The 19480-nt window shown below is 56.0% G+C and carries 11 protein-coding genes; 7 read left to right on the top strand and 4 right to left on the bottom strand.

The genetic code is table 11. The annotated features are described in order from the left end of the window. Window positions 1-357: 357 nt before the first annotated feature. On the bottom strand, window positions 358-1392 hold the full coding sequence (locus ACFO3S_RS25505; protein ID WP_378101900.1) for a response regulator transcription factor: 1035 nt from the start codon (window positions 1390-1392) through the stop codon (window positions 358-360). A 1-nt stretch (window position 1393) separates the two neighbouring features. Beyond that, a complete protein-coding gene (locus ACFO3S_RS25510; RefSeq protein WP_378101902.1) occupies window positions 1394-3211 on the bottom strand; it encodes a cache domain-containing sensor histidine kinase in 1818 nt (605 codons plus the stop codon). A gap of 196 nt (window positions 3212-3407) precedes the next feature. On the opposite strand from ACFO3S_RS25510, the gene ACFO3S_RS25515 reads away from it, so the two are divergent. The 6 genes from ACFO3S_RS25515 (at window position 3408) to ACFO3S_RS25540 (ending at window position 12874) form a co-directional block, all read left to right on the top strand. Beyond that, window positions 3408-4736, top strand: coding sequence for an ABC transporter substrate-binding protein (locus tag ACFO3S_RS25515; RefSeq protein ID WP_378101904.1), 1329 nt, complete (start codon window positions 3408-3410; stop codon window positions 4734-4736). Between the two features lie 96 nt (window positions 4737-4832). Next, the gene (locus tag ACFO3S_RS25520) at window positions 4833-5720 is read left to right on the top strand and encodes a carbohydrate ABC transporter permease (protein ID WP_378101906.1); all 888 of its coding nucleotides are present in this window, start codon (window positions 4833-4835) and stop codon (window positions 5718-5720) included. After that, complete coding sequence (locus ACFO3S_RS25525; RefSeq protein ID WP_378101908.1) at window positions 5717-6547, top strand: carbohydrate ABC transporter permease; 831 nt, start codon at window positions 5717-5719, stop codon at window positions 6545-6547. The genes ACFO3S_RS25520 and ACFO3S_RS25525 overlap by 4 nt, the downstream gene beginning before the upstream one ends. Before the next feature lie 35 nt (window positions 6548-6582). Continuing rightward, window positions 6583-8301, top strand: a complete 1719-nt coding sequence (locus ACFO3S_RS25530) for an amylo-alpha-1,6-glucosidase (RefSeq protein WP_378101911.1) — start codon at window positions 6583-6585, stop codon at window positions 8299-8301. 123 nt (window positions 8302-8424) lie between these two features. After that, window positions 8425-9627 (top strand): MFS transporter, encoded by a 1203-nt coding sequence (locus ACFO3S_RS25535; RefSeq protein ID WP_378101913.1) that lies wholly within the window; start codon window positions 8425-8427, stop codon window positions 9625-9627. 976 nt (window positions 9628-10603) lie between these two features. Further along, complete coding sequence (locus ACFO3S_RS25540; RefSeq protein WP_378101915.1) at window positions 10604-12874, top strand: glycoside hydrolase family 3 C-terminal domain-containing protein; 2271 nt, start codon at window positions 10604-10606, stop codon at window positions 12872-12874. Between the two features lie 114 nt (window positions 12875-12988). Here the strand turns inward: ACFO3S_RS25540 and uvrA are convergent, their stop codons facing one another. Both uvrA and uvrB read right to left on the bottom strand, forming a co-directional pair. Continuing rightward, complete coding sequence (gene uvrA, locus ACFO3S_RS25545) at window positions 12989-15847, bottom strand: excinuclease ABC subunit UvrA (protein WP_378101918.1); 2859 nt, start codon at window positions 15845-15847, stop codon at window positions 12989-12991. A 216-nt stretch (window positions 15848-16063) separates the two neighbouring features. Further along, window positions 16064-18064, bottom strand: coding sequence for an excinuclease ABC subunit UvrB (gene uvrB, locus ACFO3S_RS25550; protein ID WP_378101921.1), 2001 nt, complete (start codon window positions 18062-18064; stop codon window positions 16064-16066). Between the two features lie 431 nt (window positions 18065-18495). Here uvrB and ACFO3S_RS25555 point away from each other — a divergent pair, with 431 nt between their 5' ends. Continuing rightward, window positions 18496-19473 (top strand): SPFH domain-containing protein, encoded by a 978-nt coding sequence (locus ACFO3S_RS25555; protein ID WP_378101924.1) that lies wholly within the window; start codon window positions 18496-18498, stop codon window positions 19471-19473. Window positions 19474-19480: the final 7 nt, after the last annotated feature.

Below are 19480 nucleotides of genomic sequence, written 5' to 3' on the forward strand. Positions count from 1 at the left end.
TTAGCCGGGAGATAGCGGTCAGAGGGATATTGGCAATAACTACTCGCCATTTGCGGGGGTGATTCGATGTTAGGGAAAACGTCGACCGCCGAAGAACTTCCTTCAACCGGATCTCAATGAATGATTTCTGGTCGGCGGTAGGCCGAACGTTTGCTTCGACGATGTCAGTGGCAATCGTATTTGCCGTTCTCCGACTGCTCGAATCGGGTTCGACGAATGGACGACAGCGTCCGTTTTCGCAAAGAAACGCACGTCTGGCTGTACGACAACACCGTCAACACCAACATGGGTCGCGGCGGGATTCGCCGACATACGGAAACAGCCGTCGGCTTGGGCGATGTAACTCTTGAGATCGTGTTACGAGTCAGGCGGAAGGCACTTTTGCCTATACTCCTTGGGCGTTAGTCCAACCGTCAGCTTGAAGATTTTGCTAAAATGTCTGTAACTGTCGTAGCCTAGCCGCTGAGACAAGTCTTTGATTTTCAAGAACGGATCGGTCAGCCATTGCTTGGCCGTCTCGATTCGAAGCCGAGTGATATATTGAATAAACGTTTCTCCGGTTTTGTTTCTGAAAAACTCGCTGAAATAGGTAGGGTTCATATGCACATGGTGCGCCACCATGGCAAGCGTCAGTTCTCTATGCATGTTTTTCATGATATAATCCTGCGCAAGCGCAACGATTTTCTCCGTTTCGGTGACACTTTGTTTTCCGGCTTCCAGCACGAAATACGCGATTTTGTCGGACAGCTGGGATAAAATGCGATCGGTGTTATCCTGATGAATTTTCGGTTTATATTCGAAACCTAGCATGCCGCGCTTCAGCAGATGGGCATTGGCAAGTCGCACCGTCAATTCGACGAATACGTTCAAATTGATCGCCTCTGTCTTCGACAATGCCGAATACCATTCCTTGACGCAACTGAGTATGGTCTGTGAGGGAGATTCGAACGTATTGGCCAGTTCGAACTCGTATTGGCTGATTTTCGTCCGTATGGTCGGTTCGAGTCGCGTCTCGGCATGATACTTCTCCTTGTAAAATCGAGTAAAGACGTTGCGGACGTCATCTTCCTGCAGCGGTTTGAGCAAATAGTCGAATGCATTCGCGCGCAGGGCATGCTGGACGTAGGCAAATTCGTCATACCCCGTGACAAATACGATCGGGAGCGAATAGCCGTTGCCGATCAACGCCTCTGCAAGCTCGATGCCGTCCATCTCGGGCATTCGAATGTCGGTAAAGATCAAATCGGGCTCATCCCGCTGCACGACTTCGATCGCTTCCCGTCCATTATAAACTTCACCAATCACCTTCCATTCCGGAGCGACACGGCCAATTATTCGCTCCATCCCCTTGCATTTCAACGGCTCGTCGTCAACCAGCAAGCAAGTCGGCATATTATTCCCCCTCCTCGTTTACGTGAAATGAAGGCAATGTGTTTGCTGCGCCATCCCTCAAGGTCGGAAGCTTGATATAGACGCTCGTTCCCGCTCCCGGTATGCTGTCCAACACGATGCCGTATTCGGCCCCATGCACCATCTTGATTCGTTTGTTTACATTCAATAAGCCGACACCAACGCCGTCTTCCACAAAAGCGTTGTCCTTTTCGCGTTCAAGCAACGCGTTGATCTGCTCCAGCCGGTTCTTCGGGATGCCCTTGCCGTTGTCCGATACGACAATCAAGATATGGCCGCCGACCAACTGCCCTGTCAAAGTGAGCAGGCCGCCGCTTCGCATGCCGTAAAGCCCGTGTTGCAGCGCATTCTCCACGATCGGCTGAAGGATGAATGGCAGCGTGTAGTATTGCAGAATACGGGAATCCACCTGAACGGATACTTGAAAGGAATGGCTTAGGCTGATTTCCTGGATGCGAATGTAATAACGCACGTAACGGAATTCTTGGTCCAACAGCACGAGGGAGTCGTGGTTTTTGATATTGTACCGCAGCAATGCACCAAGTGCGCCGGCCATGTCGACGAGCTCATAATTATTTTTGACTTCCGCCAAGGCGCGGATCGATTCAAGCGTATTGTAAAGGAAATGCGGCCGGATTTGCATTTTCAAATTATCGAGCTCCGCCTTCATTTGGCGGTACCGCACTTCGAGCACTTGATGAACTAGCTCGTTGATGCGGGCGCTCATTTTGTTGAACGCCCTTCCCAGATCGCCAATTTCATCCTGATGCAACCGGTCCAAGCTTACGTTGTAATTGCCGATCTCCACTTGCTTCATCAACTCGCGAATGCTCCGCAGCTGACGCGTGATCATTCCCGAGAATCGATAGGTAAGCAGCAGCAACAGCAGCATCAAGGCGACCGCAACAAAAAACAATAATTGACGAATCGTCACGATGGAATGATTTAATTCATCGAAAGGAACAATGATCATCGTTTTCCAGTTTGTTTTTACCGATGTGTTAGTTGCAACCAAAAAGAAGCCTTTTTGCAGCTTCAGCAATCGGATACCGTCGGATTTGTATTTGTCGATATCAAGATCCGGCAGTTCAAACTGATCTTTTTCGTAAAGCAGCGAGTTGCCGCTGTCGAAAATCAACACATTCGTTTTGTTGCCGAGGCCGATGTTTGCCATCAGGTCGGCGACGCCATTGAAGTTGGCATCGATAATAATCGTCCCGAGCGGAACGCCGTTTTCCGATTTGACAAGCCGGGCAACGGAGAAAACGGGATTATTGGCGTTCAGGACGCGTCCGTCGTTGGAGTTGCCGACGAACACGGCTTGTCCGTTCGCCTCAAGCGCCAGGCGGTGCAGCTTCGACTCGCTGAACGCATACTCCGGATTAAGCTGCGCGTTATAGCGGGCAGTGAAATACAGTCGCTCGTCATTGCGATAAAGAAAGACCGCCATCAAATCGGTACGCGGATTCAGCATGACGTCGGCGAACATCTGATTGGCGACTTTGTATTCCTGATACACGACCTCGGAGTCATCTCCGTCGCCCTCCCTTCCCATAAGTGTCATGATTTCCTTATGAAAATAGGGCAGCAGCGAAATGCGTTCCAATTCGTCCATATACGTATCGAGATGACGGCTTGTTTGGGAAGCCGTCTGCGACACGTAGCTGCTAATCGAGCGCTCGGCTTCGCCTGTAAACACCACATATCCGATAATGGTGACGAGAAAAGTCGGCAGCAGCACTAGCGGTGTATAAACCATCAGCAATTTATTGCGTACGCTTAAGCGAAGAAACCATTTCATGCCGATTCACCTTGGTATCATCATAGCACATCCGTTTCGATTCAGGAAAGCGCTTTCGATTTGTGCCGGCGTCCAACTGTACAAGTGCCGAAATAAAATGACGTTTTCCGAAGCGAGTGTCATTTTTTCTTTTACCTAGCCAAGCTATACTTGGTTTGCAACTCGCTGTAATTCAATCATGACAGGGAGGTCAAACATGAATAAAAAAAGATGGATCGCCGCAGCAACCGTGAGCAGCCTGCTCGTTTTATCGGCATGCGGCACGGCATCGACAACCGAGAAGGATGATGCCGGCAAGCCGCCGGCGTCGGCAAAAGCGACGGAAAAAATAGAACTGCGGTTTGCCAGCTGGAACACGGACGACACCTCGATCGGCATTATGAACAAAGCGAAAAAGCTGTTTGAGGAAGCACATCCGAACGTGACGGTAAAAATCGAAACCGTCCCGTCCGACAATTACATGACCAAGCTTCAAACGGAAATCGCTGCCGGAAGCCCGCCCGATCTTATGCAAATTGGCGAACGCGATATGAAACGGTATATGGACAAAGGGATCGTCATCGACCTAAAGCCGTACGCCAAAGGGGAAAATCCGTTCAATCTTGATGATATTCACCATAATGTCCTCAATGTGATAGAAAGTGACGGAAAACTGCCTGTTATCGTCAAGGATGCCGCAAACTTCGGGATCTATTACAACAAGAAGCTGTTCGATCAAGCGGAAGTCGCCTATCCGACAGACGATTGGACGTGGGAGGAATTCCGCGAAATCGCCAAGAAGCTCACCATTGTCGAGAATGGAAAAACCGTGCAATACGGCGCCAAGTTGAGTTTCGTCAAGGATACGGTGGAATTATTCGCGGTTGGTAACGGCGGCGGCTACTTGTCGGCGGACGGCAAAACGACGAAGGGGTTCCTGGATGACGCCAAAACGGCGGAGGGCATCCAATTCCTCGTCGATATGTTCCGTCAGGATAAAATCGCTCCTAACCCGGCCGATATGGCGGCGTTAAAAGGGATCAATCTGATGGCGACCGGCAAGGTGGCGATGTCCTTCGACGGCGTTTGGGCGGGCGATGCGCTGCGCAAAAACCCGGACCTGGAAATTGGCGTCGTCGGATTGCCGAGATTCCAAAACGGCAAACACGTGAACTTGCTATATTCGTCCGGTTGGGGCATTTCGAGCAAGTCGAAGCATCCGGATGAAGCCTGGGATTTCCTGCGACTCTTGACTTCGCCAGACACGGAGCCCGGCAAGGAATGGGCTAAGACGGGCCTTGCCGTCACGAAAACGCTAGCGCAATCGAGCCAGCAGGATCAAGATCCGTTCCTCCATGTATTTCTCAAGGAACTTGATTATTCGATCAATAGCGGCTACTTTAACAACCCGTACTGGGGCTCGGTCGGTGACAAAATCATGAATCCGGCGATCGAACAGATGATTATCAATGGGGACGATGTGCAGAAAACTTTGGCCGATCTGACCTCCAAGCTCGATCAGGAGCTGGCTAGAGCGGCGCAATGACCATATAGGCCGACAAGCAGGGCCCTCTTACGGGGGTCTTGCTGCGGCGGCGTTTTTGTTCGCGCCAAAGGAATCTGAGCCCGGGAGGCGAATGTGATGAGGCTAGCCAAAGAACACGCGACATTTTATTTGCTCATATCCCCGTGGCTGATCGGGCTGCTTTGTTTTGTAATCGGACCGGTCGCCGCTTCTTTCGTGATCGGGTTTTATCAATGGGATCTGATATCGCCGGCAAAATTCGTCGGATTTCGCAACTATACGGATATGTTGTTTCACGACGAACTGTTCTGGCAATCGTTGCGGGTCACGATCATTTATGCCTTCTTCCGGGTTCCGCTATCGCTAGCGGCGGCCTTGCTGCTCGCTCTGCTCATGAACAAACGGCTGCCCGGCATTGGCTTGTTCCGCACGATTTATTATATGCCGACGGTAATCAGCGGGGTCGCCGTTTCGATGCTGTGGGTTTGGATGTTCAATCCCCAATTCGGGATCGTCAACGCATTGCTGGAAAAGCTCAATATTCAAGGACCTGGTTGGTTTACCGATCCAAAACTGGCGCTTCCGACACTTATCCTCATCTCGCTCTACCATGTCGGAAGCACGGCGGTTATTTTCCTCGCCGGACTCAAAAATATTCCTCCGCACTTGTACGAAGCGGCAGATCTGGACGGGGCAGGCTCTGTCAAAAAATTGTTCTTCATCACCATTCCGCAGTTAACGCCGACAATCTTGTTCAATTCGATCATGCTGCTGATCACCTCCTTTCAGGCGTTTACGGAGGCGCTGATCATCACGAATGGCGGACCGGTGAACAAAACACTGTTTTTTAACTTTTACTTGTATCAGAACGCCTTTTCCTACTCTAAGCTCGGGTATGCCAGCGCGCTGGCATGGGTTCTGATGCTGATTATTTTGTTGCTGTCGATTGTCACGCTTCGGACTTCGCGAAGGTGGGTTTATTACGAGGGAGGAGATAGCCGATGAAAATGCGGCGGCTTTGGGGAAACGGGGCATCTTTTCTCTTTTTGTTGGTTTTTTCGGTGCTCATGCTGTTTCCGCTCGTTTGGATGCTGTCCACTGCGCTGAAACCTTCCTACAACATCACGGCGGATCCGACCAAATTGCTGCCAGATCCCGCGCATTGGCGCAACTTCGTCGACTTGTTCCACAAGTATCCGATCGCTACCTACACTTGGAACACGCTGTACATCTCGGTGCTCAACATTATCGGCAAGCTGATTTCCTGCTCGCTCGTCGCTTACGGCTTCGCCAAGTACAAGGCGCCCGGCAAAGATGTGCTATTCGGCATCCTGCTTGCAACGATGATGCTGCCTTGGGCGGTAACGATGGTCCCGCTGTTTATTTTTTACAGAGAAATCGGTTGGTACAATACGTTTCTGCCGCTTTGGGTGCCGTCCTTCTTCGGCGACGCATTTTCGATTTTCCTGCTGCGGCAATTTATGATGGGCGTTCCGAACGAACTGGAGGAAGCGGCCAAAATTGACGGTGCTCATCTGTTCAAAATTTTATGGCATGTCGTGTTGCCGATTATCCAACCTGCACTTGTTGTTGTAGCGATCTTCTCGTTTTTCCACACCTGGAACGACTTTCTCGGCCCGCTGCTGTTTCTGTCCGATCCAGAGAAGGCGACACTGCAGATTGGCATCCGAAATTTGCGCACCCAGTATGACGTGGAATGGAACTACATGATGGGGCTGTCCCTCTTGTCCGTTATCCCGTGTCTGATTGTATTTTTCTTTGGCCAGCGCAAAATTGTCGACGGAATCACGATGTCCGGCTTGAAGGCGTAAGGGAGTTGCCAAGTACGAATCCATAAAACGAAAGGGTGGGAGCTTTGTTCGATCTGCAGCAAGTGCCGTTCAGCCGATACGGTTCGTATATGGCGATCTCGCAATTAAACGCCGGTGGCGACGATCCGGAGGGGGTATATTTGCGCACCGTGCACGGTGCCACAAAGTCCAGCCGCCTTTTCCGGATCGAATTGATCGCGACGGGCGGTGAGACGCTGCCGTTTTTTTTAGAGCCTGCGCCGGCTAAGCTGCGTCTTGTCGCTTCGGGAGGTGCCGCCGAGTTCGTATTCGCCGAGCCGGATGTTTTGCGAATACGCGTGCAAGGCGACGTTGGCATTCGGTTCATCATGGATCGGCCGCAGTTTTACGACAACATCCAGCCATACGGCGATGGCGGCCGCTGGGAATTGAACGGGTTCAGCCAAAGTCGCAAGTTCATGTTGACACCGCTCTCTGGCAAGCTGCATATCGACGCGCCCTGGGAAGCGATGAAATGCACTCACATCGTTGTCGAATTGTTTCCCGGCGAAGGGTTGGCGGGAGAGTTGGCGCTGGAGGAGTTCGCTACGGTCTGGAGGCCGAGAGACTATGCGATCAGCTTCGACGCCTGTTATCGGTCAGTGCAATCGGATTTTGACGAATGGATGGCAAAGACGCTGCCGGTATCGATTGGATGGGAACAATCGCGTACGCTCGCCGCCTATGTGAACTGGAGTGCCGTCGTTCGCCCGGAAGGCCATATCAAACGTCCGGCGATGCTCATGTCGAAAAACCGGATGACCAATATATGGAGTTGGGATCATTGCTTTAACGCGATGGCGCTTGCTCAGCTCCATCCGGATGCGGCATGGGAGCAATTCGTTTTTATGTTCGACTATCAGGACGATTGCGGTGCATTACCGGATAGCGTCAACGACCGGACAATCATCTGGAATTTTTGCAAGCCGCCGATTCACGGCTGGGCGCTGCAATGGATGCGCAAACGCAATGGACACGCATTCGGCGCGGAACGGCTCGCGACCGTGTACGAACCGCTGGCTCGTTGGACTGAATGGTGGTTCCGCTATCGCGACGGAGATGGCGACGGTATTCCGCAATATAACCATGGCAACGATTGCGGCTGGGACAATAGCACCGTCTTTCACGACGGCGCGCCTGTCGAAAGCCCGGATTTGTGCGCGTTCCTGATTTTGCAGATGGAGGCATTGGCGGATATCGCCGGCGAGATCGGCCGGCCTATGGCGGAAACGCAACTATGGCGGGAACGTGCCGACAAGTTGCTCGCGGACATGTTGGCGCACAGTTGGCGAAGCGATCATTTCGTTGCGCCGCGTTCTGCCGATCACCACGTCGTTCAAGACGCCGATAGCTTGCTTCCGTTTATGACGCTTGTGCTTGGCAACCGATTGCCGGAGGACGTGCGAGCGAAGTTAGTCGCCGGTTTGTGCGCCAAAGGCCGCTTTCTTACGGAGCACGGTCTCGCAACGGAAAGTATTTCAAGCGCGTTCTACAAGCCTGACGGCTATTGGCGAGGTCCGATCTGGGCGCCTCCGACGCTGATCGTTGCGGACGGCCTCGCATCGATGGGGGAAACGGAGCTCTCCCGCGATATCGCAACCAGGTTTTGCCGTTTAATCGCGCATAGCGGAATGGCGGAAAACTTTAACGCGACGACAGGAGAAGGGCTGCGAGACCGCGCGTACACATGGACATCCAGCGTGTTCCTTATTTTGGCCCATGAATATGTTAGCTAACTAATTTAGAATGACCTTCCTGGGTGTATTCCGATATTGGGTTGCCGAAAACTGCCGCCTATTGGAATGGCGCGTACTGGCATTTACCCCTGCGCAAGGAGAGGAAAAGAAAGGGGACCCGGGATGCCGAACAAGACGATGATCATCTTTGCGACTTTTTACGCTTTTATTTATATGAGTACCGGCACCTATTCCTCGTATATCGGCGTATACTTTGCGGAGGCGGGCATCGGTCATACGGAGATCGGCATCCTGTCCTCCATCGGCGCCGTCGTCGGCATGTTTGTCCAACCGATGTGGGGACTTGTGGGCGACCGCTCCCGCACGAAAAACCGCATTCTGCTTTTGTGCACCTTATCTTCGGCCCTCGTCATCTGGTTCGTGCCGATCGCCGGCACCGCCTTTGTTCCTCTGCTGATCACCATGGCGCTGTTCAGCGTGTTTTATGTCGCGATCAATCCGCTGAGCGATACGATCACTCTGGAATTGTCCTCCCGGGGTGTCGTCCGATTTTCGACGATCCGCACGTTCGGCTCGGTCGGATACGCGGTCATATCGGTCTTCACCGGCTGGCTGTTCGCCAACCGCATCGATCTCATTTTTCTCGTGACTTCGGTTATTCTGGCGGGCTGTTTTTTGTTGTCAGCCGCCATTCCCAAGGTGGCGGGACATCAGAACGGCGGTCAAAATAAAGTGCATCTTACCGCCCTGTTCCAGAACCGGAAGCTCTTACTGCTTTACGGCTTTACGCTCGCCTTGTCGTCAACGATGGGGTTTCTTTGGGCGTTTCAGGCCATCTACAGCAAGGAGCAGGGGATCAGCCTCGAGGTTATCGGGATTGGCCTGGCGATTGGATCGTTCAGCCAGTTCCCGTTTATGCTGTTTTTCCGGCGGCTTTACGATCGGTTCGGCATCCGCAATATTTTGCTGTTTTCCGGCGTCATTCATGTACTCAGGTGGTGCTTGTACTCTTATATGCTCACTCCGGTCACCTACATCTTAAGCTGGGTGCTGCATGGGGGCACGTACATTCTGTTCTATTTGTGTCTCGCCGAGTACGTCAATCAGCATGTTGTGAAAGAGCTCAAAGCGACGGGACAAATGCTTAATTCGGTCATCCAACTATGCGTCGGCAAAGTGATCGGCGGCATCCTGGGCGGATGGTATGCGGCGATAGTCGGCTTCCAGGGGGCGTTCATGTCGATGGCGATCGTCTGCGTCGTATCGACCGCCGCATTTTATGCGGTCAGCCAGTTCGTGCCCGCGTTCTCTGATCTCGACGGTCCTGCGCATTACAACAATGGGAAGCGGCCGATGGGGATGTAGGGGGGCCCCCGCCCCAATATTGTCAGGTTAAGCAAACGGCCAAAAGGCAGCATAGCAGGAATCGTCTCAGCTGAGAGATATTTTAAACGGAAGCGCAGGTCGGGTTCTTTGCGCTGCTGCTCCTCCTTCGCGTAATTCGAAGATCAACGCAACAGGCGTTGGATGAATTCGGGAGATGTTCGTGCGCGGCGAAGTCTTGACGATCAACGCGAACAAAGGCCAACTGGCGCCGCCCTACCAACCTATGCCAACCTCAAACCTTCGCTTGCCCACCAGCCTACGCCAGCCTCCAAACCTTCGCTAGCCCACCAGCCTACGCCAGCCTCCAAACCTTCGCTAGCCCACCAGCCTACGCCAGCCTCCTAACCCGCGCTAGCCCACCAGCCTACGCCAACCTCCAAACCTTCGCTAACCCACCAGCCTACGCCAGCCTCCTAACGTAACGGTTGCCAGCGCCGCTAATTGTGCCATTTTCGCAGTACGGAGATTTTAACGGTTGCAGCAGCCGCTATTTCAGTTGAAAACGCGCCGTTTCCCTCGATAACCCCCAAATAAGCGCAACGGCAACCGTTAGCTTTTTCTTTTTCGGGAAAACGAACGATTAAGCGCCACTGTAACCGTTAGACGTAGCCGGCAGGATGTCCGCCGTCGATCGTATACGACAACGACTTATCCTGGCAACATTGCCCCTGCCCTGCCCCGCCGTTTCGCCGTCCTCGTGAGGACACCTCTTCTGTGTGGTAGTGAAAGCTCGACGCTCCCGCTTGACCAAACGAAGCGATGTCTTCAATCTCAAACTCACGATGTACTTGGCGTTAACCCGATTTTGGCTCTGAGGAAGTAGAGTTATAAGGCTAAATAAAATTTGTACAATAAATATAAAATAAATACCATATCATCGTCAAAGAAATCGTTACAATGAGCTGAAAGCGGTATGAAAGCGATTACCCAAGCGGTTAACAAGGAGGAGATAGAAATGGCAAGAGACGTTGCATCCCTGATCTCGCGAATGACGCTGGAGGAGAAGGCCGGGCTCTGCTCCGGGCTGGACTTCTGGCGGACCAAAGCGGTGGAACGGCTCGGCATTCCGTCGGTCATGGTCACGGACGGGCCGCACGGATTGCGCAAGCAGAAGGAAGGAAGCGACCATGTCGGCCTGTTCGACAGCGTGCCCGCCACTTGCTTCCCGTCTGCGGCAGGCTTGGCCTGCTCCTGGGACCGCGCGCTGATCGAGAAGGTAGGCGTGGCGCTCGGAGAAGAATGCCAGGCCGAAGAGGTCGCCGTACTGCTCGGCCCCGGAGCGAATATCAAGCGTTCGCCCTTGTGCGGGAGAAACTTCGAGTACTTTTCCGAGGATCCGTACCTTTCTTCGGAGATGGCGGCGGGTCATATTAAAGGCGTGCAAAGCCAGGGAGTCGGCACTTCGCTGAAGCATTTCGCCGTCAACAATCAGGAGCATCGCAGAATGACGATCGACGCGGTCGTGGACGAGCGGACACTGAGAGAAATCTACCTGGCGAGCTTCGAAGGAGCGGTAAAGCAGGCTCAGCCCTGGACGGTCATGTCGGCTTACAACCAGGTGAACGGCGCTTTCGCTTCGGAGAACGGCTATCTGCTGACCGATATTTTGAAGAACGAATGGGGACACGAGGGCTTTGTCGTCTCCGACTGGGGCGCGGTGAACGAACGGGTTGCAGGGCTGTCCGCGGGCCTGGAGCTGGAAATGCCTTCGAGCCACGGAATCGGGGACCGCAAACTCGTCGAGGCCGTCAAACGGGGGGAACTGTCGGAGGAAGCGCTGAATCAAGCGGTGGAACGAATCCTGAACGTCATTTTCAGAGCGGTCGACAACCGGAAGAACGGCGCCTCGTACGACCGGGAGGCCCACCATCGGCTGGCTCGGGAAGTGGCGCGGGAAAGCATGGTGCTGCTCAAAAACGAAGACGGCATCCTGCCGTTGAAAAAAGAAGGAAACGTTGCGGTCATCGGAGCGTTCGCCGAGCAGCCGAGATACCAGGGCGGCGGGAGCTCCCACGTTAGCCCGACCAGGCTGGACAGCATTCTGGAGGAAATCCGCCGCTCCGCCGGAGACGCAGCTTCGGTTTCCTATGCGAAGGGCTATTCGCCGGATACCGACGAGATCGATGACGCGCTGCTTCGGGAAGCGGCGGAGACGGCCGCGCGGTCCGACGTCGCGCTCCTGTTCGTCGGCTTGCCGGACCGTTACGAATCGGAGGCGTACGACCGGACCCATCTGTCGATCCCGGACAACCATCTGAAGCTGATCGACGAAGTCGCCAAGGCACAGAGCCGTCTCGTCGTCGTATTGAGCAACGGATCGCCGGTCGAGATGCCGTGGCTGGGCCAAGCCAAAGCCGTGCTCGAAGCGTATTTGGGCGGGCAGGCGCTGGGCGGCGCGATCGCCGATCTTCTGTTCGGGGACGCCAACCCTTGCGGCAAGCTCGCAGAGACGTTCCCGGTCCGGTTATGCGACAATCCCTCCTATTTGAACTTCCCCGGAGAAGGCGACCGGGTCGAATACAGGGAAGGGCTGTTCGTCGGCTATCGTTACTACGATAAGAAGGAGCTGGCCCCCCTGTTCCCGTTCGGATTCGGGCTCAGCTATACGACGTTCGAATATACGGAGCTTGCGGTCGATAAAAAAGAGCTTGGAGATCAAGAGACGCTGACCGTCCGCGTCAAGGTTAAGAATACGGGCGCACGCGCCGGCAAAGAGATCGTTCAACTCTACGTCAGTGACGTGGAGAGCAGCGTCATCCGTCCGGACAAGGAGCTGAAGGGCTTCGAGAAGGTCGAGCTTCGTCCCGGCGAGGAAAAAACGGTCTCCTTCGTCCTGGACAAACGCGCCTTCGCCTTCTACCATACGGGGCTGAAGGATTGGTACGCAGAAACGGGCGACTTCCGCATTCTGGTCGGCAAATCGTCCGCCGAGATCGTCCTGCAGGAAACGGTGCGCGTCCGGTCGTCGGTAACGGCTCGCAGCATAGTCACTCGCAACTCGACGCTGGGCGACCTGCTGGCGGACCCGCAAAGAGCGGAAACGATTCGCGAATGGGTGAAACACGGCGGGGAAAGCGGCGGCTTTTTCGGTATGCTGCTCAACAACGAGTCTGAAATGATGGCGGCGATGATGCGCTATATGCCGCTGAGGGCGCTGGTCGTCTTCAGCCAGGGGGCTCTGAGCGACGACAAGCTGGATGAAATGATCGCGGAGCTGAATAAGTAATTCCACGCACCGGCCAAACGGCGATGCTGCGGGGATGAATCCGATCAGCGAAAAGGGAGCAGGCCCTCGGCCTGCTCCCTCTCCATGCTCCCTATGTTCCTTACCCTGCGCGGCTCAGGCCTTCGACATGGCCGCTTCCGTACGGGCGCGATCCCGTTCCAGTACCGGACCGAGATACTTGCCCGTGTACGATTTCTCGACCTTGGCCACTTCCTCCGGCGTGCCGGTGGCGATAATCGTGCCGCCTCCGCTGCCGCCCTCGGGCCCGAGGTCGACCAGATAGTCCGCCGTCTTGATGACGTCGAGGTTGTGCTCGATGACGAGCACGCTCTCGCCGGAATCGACGAGACGGTGCAGCACCTGCAGCAGCCGGTCGATATCGTCGACGTGAAGCCCGGTCGTCGGCTCGTCGAGGATGTACAGCGTCTTGCCCGTGCTGCGGCGGTACAGCTCGGCCGCAAGCTTGACGCGCTGCGCCTCGCCGCCCGACAGCGTCGTCGCCGGCTGACCGAGATCCATATAGCCGAGCCCGACGTCCATCAGCGTCTGCAGCTTGCGGTGGATGCGAGGAAGATTAACGAAAAATTCCGTCGCGTCCTCGATCGTCATCTCCAGCACCTCGGCGATGTTCTTGCCCTTGTACTTCACTTCCAGCGTCTCGCGGTTATACCTCTTGCCTTTGCAAATCTCGCACGGCACGTAAACGTCCGGCAGGAAGTGCATCTCGATCTTGATAATCCCGTCGCCCTTGCACGCCTCGCAGCGTCCGCCCTTGACGTTAAAGCTGAAGCGGCCTTTCTTGTAGCCTCTTACCTTGGCCTCGTTCGTCATCGCGAACACGTCGCGGATGTCGTCGAACACGCCGGTATAGGTCGCCGGATTGGATCTCGGGGTCCGTCCGATCGGAGATTGGTCGATGTCGATGACTTTGTCCAGATGCTCCAGTCCGAGAAATTCCTTGTACTGACCCGGACGCGTCTTCGCCTTGTTCAAGTCGCGCGCCAGCGTCTTGTACAGAATCTCGTTCACGAGCGTCGACTTGCCGGAGCCCGATACCCCGGTCACCGCCGTGAACACGCCGAGCGGGAACTTGGCGTTCAGGTTTTTCAGGTTGTTCTCCTTCGCTCCCTTGATCTCGATCCACTTGCCGTTCGGCTGACGGCGGTTCAGCGGCACGGGGATGAACTTGCGGCCGCTCAGGTACGCGCCGGTCAGCGAGCTTTCGTTGTCCATCACTTCCGACGGCGCGCCCTCGGCGATGACCCGTCCCCCGTGCTTGCCCGCTCCCGGTCCGATGTCGATAATCCAGTCGGCGGCCATCATCGTATCTTCGTCATGCTCGACGACGATCAGCGTATTGCCGAGATCCCGCATATGGTTCAGCGTCTGGATGAGCCGGTCGTTGTCCCGCTGATGCAGGCCGATGCTCGGTTCGTCCAAAATGTACAGCACGCCCATCAGGCTGGAGCCGATCTGCGTCGCAAGCCGGATCCGCTGCGCTTCGCCTCCCGACAGCGTGCCGGCCGCACGGGAAAGCGTCAAATATTCGAGACCGACGTTGACCAGGAAGCCGAGCCGGTTGTTGATCTCCTTGAGGATCAGGTTGGCGATCGACAGCTCCTTCTCGGTCAGCTCGAGGCCGGAGAAGAAGCGCTGCGCTTCGCCGATGGACAGCGAGGTGACGTGAGCGATGTTCTGCCCTCCGACCGTGACCGCAAGCACTTCCTTCTTCAGGCGATGCCCGCGGCACTTGCCGCACGGCTTGGCGGACATGTACACTTCGATGAACTCGCGGATGCCTTCCGAGCCGGTCTCCCGGTATCTGCGCTCCAGGTTGTGCACGATGCCTTCGAACGGCACCTGCGCGTCCCGCGTATGGCCGAATTCGTTCTCGTAGCGGAAGCGGACGCGCTCCCCGCCCGTTCCGTACAAAATGATCTGCATATGCTTGTCTTGCAGCTGCTCGACCGGCACGTCGGTCGGAATGCCGTAGTGCGCGCACACCGCGTTCAGAAATTGCGGATAGTAGTTGGACGTGCTGCCCGCCCACGCCTCGAAAGCGCCGTCCTCGATGCTCTTGGAGCGATCGGGAACGAGCAGATCGGGATCGACGATCATCTTGACGCCGAGACCGTCGCACTCCGGACACGCGCCGAACGGCGAGTTGAAGGAGAACATGCGCGGAGCCAGCTCATCCATCGAGAAGCCGCACTCCGGACAGGCGAGATTGGAGTTGAACATCAGCTCTTCCTTGTCGATAATATCGACCAGCACCTGACCTCCGGACAGCTTCAGCGCCATCTCCAGCGAATCGGCGAGCCGCGTCTGCACGTCCTCCTTGACGACGATCCGGTCGACGACGACCTCGATCGAATGCTTCTTGTTCTTCTCCAGCTCGATCTTCTCGGAGAGATCGCGGATCTCTCCGTTAACGCGAACGCGTACGAAGCCCTGCTTCTGAATGTCGGCCAGCAGCTTCGTATGCTCGCCCTTGCGTCCCGATACGACGGGCGCCAGAATCTGCAGCCTCGTACGCTCGGGATATTCCATAATGCGGTCGACCATCTGCTCGACCGTCTGGGACGTAATCTCGATGCCGTGATCCGGGCAATGAGGCTTCCCTACCCTGGCGTACATGAGACGCAAGTAGTCGTATATCTCCGTGACCGTGCCTACGGTCGAACGGGGATTGCGGCTCGTCGTCTTCTGGTCGATGGAGATCGCCGGAGACAGGCCGTCGATGGAATCGACGTCGGGTTTGTCCATCTGTCCGAGAAACTGGCGGGCATAGGCGGACAAAGACTCGACGTATCTGCGCTGACCTTCGGCGTAGATCGTGTCGAAGGCGAGCGAGGACTTGCCCGAGCCGGACAGTCCGGTCAGCACGACGAACTTGTCGCGCGGAATCGTAACGTCGATATTCTTCAGGTTATGGGCGCGGGCGCCCTTGATGACGATCTTCTCGTTAGCCAAAACGAAAAAGCCCCTTTCGCGACAAGGCGGGGGCTGCTCTTCCAGCTTGGCCGTCCGCAGTCGCACTCCGAATAGGAATGTACGTTCCCGTCCATTATACCGGACTGCGGGCGGCCTTGCAAATAGATTTGAGAGGATGTTCAAAAGTCAGCTTTTGATGACGAAGGAAAGCAGGAAGCGGACTCGACATCGAATCTTGAATTCAGGCTGCTTCTCCTACATCGTCGCCTTCAGCTCGAGCAAAGCGTCGCGGAGCTCCGCGGCGCGTTCGAACTGCAAGCTCTTCGCCGCTTCCTTCATCTCGAATTCCAGCCGTTCGATAACGGAGGCGCGGTCCTTCTTCGACAGCTTGCTCAGATCCTCGGCGCCGGCCAAATAGGAGCGCTTCGACTCCACCGCTTTCGTCGCTTCGATCAGATCCCGGACCTTCTTCACGACCGTCTGCGGCGTAATGCCGTGCTGCTCGTTGTAGGCCAGCTGAATCTTGCGGCGCCGTTCGGTCTCGCCGATCGCCCGCTCCATCGATTCGGTGATCTGGTCGCCGTACATGATGACTCGGCCCTCCGCATTCCTCGCGGCGCGTCCGATCGTCTGGATGAGCGAGCGCTCCGAGCGCAGGAAGCCTTCCTTGTCGGCGTCCAGAATCGCGACCAGGCTGACCTCCGGCAAATCGAGCCCCTCCCGCAGCAGGTTGATGCCGACGACGACGTCGAACGTACCGAGCCGCAGGTCGCGCAAAATCGCCATCCGCTCCAGCGTCTTGACGTCGGAGTGCAAATAGTTGACCTTGATGCCGACCTCCTTCAAATAGTCGGTCAAGTCCTCCGCCATCTTCTTGGTCAGCGTCGTCACGAGCACTCGCTCGTCCTTGGCGATCCGGTCGCGGATCTCTCCGAGCAGGTCGTCGATCTGGCCCTTGGTCGGGCGCACCTCGATGACGGGGTCGACGAGGCCCGTCGGACGGATGATCTGCTGGACGACGGTCGGGCAATGCTCCAGCTCGTAAGGTCCCGGCGTCGCGGAGACGTAGATCAGCTGCTTCGCCTTCTGTTCGAACTCTTCGAAGCGGAGCGGCCGGTTGTCCTTGGCCGACGGCAGGCGGAAGCCATGATCGACGAGCACCGTCTTGCGCGCCTGGTCGCCGTTGTACATCGCCCGGATCTGCGGCAGCGTGACGTGAGACTCGTCGATGACGACGATGAAGTCGTCCGGGAAGAAGTCCATCAGCGTATACGGAGTGGCGCCCCGTTCGCGGAACGTCATCGGTCCGGAATAGTTCTCGATGCCGGAGCAGAAGCCCATCTCGGCCATCATTTCCAGATCGTAGCGCGTGCGCTGCTCCAGCCGCTGCGCCTCGAGCAGCTTGCCCTGCTCCCTCAGCTCGGCCAGCCGCTCTTCCAGCTCGCGCTCGATGTTCACCAGAGCGCGCTTCATTTTCTCCTCCCCGGTTACGAAGTGGGAGCCCGGGAAAATGACGACGTGCTCCCGCTCGCCCGTAATCTCGCCCGTCAGCACGTCGATCTCCGTAATCCGCTCGATCTCGTCCCCGAACATCTCGACGCGGATGGCCGAATCTCCCCTGGAAACGGGGAAAATCTCGATAACGTCGCCGCGCACGCGGAACGTGCCGCGAACGAAATTCAGGTCGTTGCGCTCGTACTGGATGTCGATCAGCTTACGCAAAATGGCGTTGCGGGGCTTCTCCATGCCCACTCTCAGGCTGAGGCGGAGATCCCGGTACTCCTCCGGAGAGCCGAGGCCGTAAATGCAGGACACGCTGGCCACGATAATGACGTCTCTCCGCTCGAACAGCGCAGCCGTGGAGGAGTGCCGCATTTTGTCGATCTCGTCGTTGATGCTCGAGTCCTTCTCGATATACGTGTCGGTGGACGGAATATACGCCTCGGGCTGGTAATAATCATAGTAGCTGACGAAGTATTCCACCGCGTTTTCCGGGAAAAATTCCTTGAACTCGCTGCACAGCTGCATCGCCAGCGTCTTGTTGTGCGCAATGACGAGCGTCGGACGGTTCACCTTGGCGATCGTCTGGGCGATCGTATACGTCTTCCCCGTACCCGTCGCCCCGAGAAGCGTCTGGTGCCTCTTGCCCTCCAATATGCCCTCCGCCAGCCGGCCGATCGCTGTCGGCTGGTCGCCGGAAGGCGCATAATCGGATACCAGCTTAAACGGTTTGTTCGACAATCCCGTTTGTGCCATCTGCTCCCTGCCCCTTTCGCATCCGCGGCCCTGCCCGACGGGAGTCCCGTTCGCGGGGCCATTCGGATCGTTCTTGTTCCGTTCCGCTACAGAATGTGTGTTCCCATCCATTATATCGGTTTGCCCGCGCAGCGTCAAAAGGGACCGAAGGCCCTCGGAGGCGCGGATTTTGGCGTTTTTTCGGCAGACCTCCTGCTTTTTGTGATACGATAGAGGCATAGGCATAGACGGTTCGCGCCTCTCTTTCGGGACGGCGGAACGTCGTTTATGATTGCTAACGATTCGCATCGTCAAGCAAAAACGGCTTCGGCGTCCTCCAGACGCAGAATCGCGTTTTTTCGGAGGGGATGCAGAAAAGGATAGCGATTTTATATTTGCTGAATCACTAAGAAATCGCCGTCGGCCGTCGGCGGCAGACTGGAGCGTGGGTTATGGGTTTGTTTGATTTCATTAGAGGCCAGTTTATTGAAGTAATCGAGTGGTTGGACGACCGGGGCATTCTCGTCTACCGTTTTCCCGCCTACGACAACGCGATCAAGATGGGCGCCAAGCTCATCGTCCGCGAGTCGCAGGCCGCGATCTTCGTCAACGAAGGACAGATCGCCGACGTGTTCGGTCCCGGCACCTATACGTTAAGCACGCAGAACCTGCCGGTGCTCACCGCGCTCAATTCGTGGAAGCACGGGTTCAACTCTCCTTTTAAATCGGACGTTTACTTCCTGAACATGACCACGTTCACGGATCAGAAATGGGGCACGACGAATCCGGTCATCATGCGCGATCCCGAGTTCGGCATGATCCGTATGCGCGGATTCGGCAATTACTCCTTCCGCGTTCAGGACCCGGTCGTGTTTCTGAGAGATATATTCGGAACGAAAAAGGAATTCACGACGGCGGCCATCACCGGCTTCCTGAAGGCGGCGGTCGTCTCCGGCATCAGCGATCTGGTCGGCGAAGCGAAAATCCCGGTGCTCGATCTGGCCAGCTCCTACGACGAGCTCGGCCGGATGGCGGCGGAGAAGCTGCAGCCGAATTTCGCGGCGATCGGCCTCGCGCTGACGAACGTGACGATCGAGAACCTGTCGCTGCCGCCGGAAGTCGAGCAGATGATCGACCGCAAGTCGTCGATGAACATCGCCGGCAATCTCGACCATTATATGAAGTACCAGACGGCCGAAGCGCTCCGCGAAGCCGCGAACAATCCGAGCGACGGCGCGGCGGGAACCGGCGCGGGGCTGGGCGCGGGCATGGCCATGGGGCAGATGATGGGTCAGATGTTCCAGCAGATGAACGGTCGGCCCGCGCAGGAGCAGGAGCAAGCGTCCGGCGGCAAGAAGTTCTGCTCCGAATGCGGGAGCCGGCTGAACGACAACGCCAAGTTCTGTTCCGAATGCGGGAGTAAAATTTAGCCGGAGG

Origin of the sequence: Cohnella hongkongensis (assembly GCF_042654645.1) — a bacterium.
Lineage (GTDB): Bacteria > Bacillota > Bacilli > Paenibacillales > Paenibacillaceae > Cohnella > Cohnella hongkongensis.

Coding starts and splice junctions, on each gene's coding strand:
- ACFO3S_RS25505 (WP_378101900.1), bottom strand. CDS start 1,392: ATGCCGACTTGCTTGCTGGTTGACGACGAGCCGTTGAAATGCAAGGGG.
- ACFO3S_RS25510 (WP_378101902.1), bottom strand. CDS start 3,211: ATGAAATGGTTTCTTCGCTTAAGCGTACGCAATAAATTGCTGATGGTT.
- ACFO3S_RS25515 (WP_378101904.1), top strand. CDS start 3,408: ATGAATAAAAAAAGATGGATCGCCGCAGCAACCGTGAGCAGCCTGCTC.
- ACFO3S_RS25520 (WP_378101906.1), top strand. CDS start 4,833: ATGAGGCTAGCCAAAGAACACGCGACATTTTATTTGCTCATATCCCCG.
- ACFO3S_RS25525 (WP_378101908.1), top strand. CDS start 5,717: ATGAAAATGCGGCGGCTTTGGGGAAACGGGGCATCTTTTCTCTTTTTG.
- ACFO3S_RS25535 (WP_378101913.1), top strand. CDS start 8,425: ATGCCGAACAAGACGATGATCATCTTTGCGACTTTTTACGCTTTTATT.
- ACFO3S_RS25540 (WP_378101915.1), top strand. CDS start 10,604: ATGGCAAGAGACGTTGCATCCCTGATCTCGCGAATGACGCTGGAGGAG.
- uvrB (WP_378101921.1), bottom strand. CDS start 18,064: ATGGCACAAACGGGATTGTCGAACAAACCGTTTAAGCTGGTATCCGAT.
- ACFO3S_RS25555 (WP_378101924.1), top strand. CDS start 18,496: ATGGGTTTGTTTGATTTCATTAGAGGCCAGTTTATTGAAGTAATCGAG.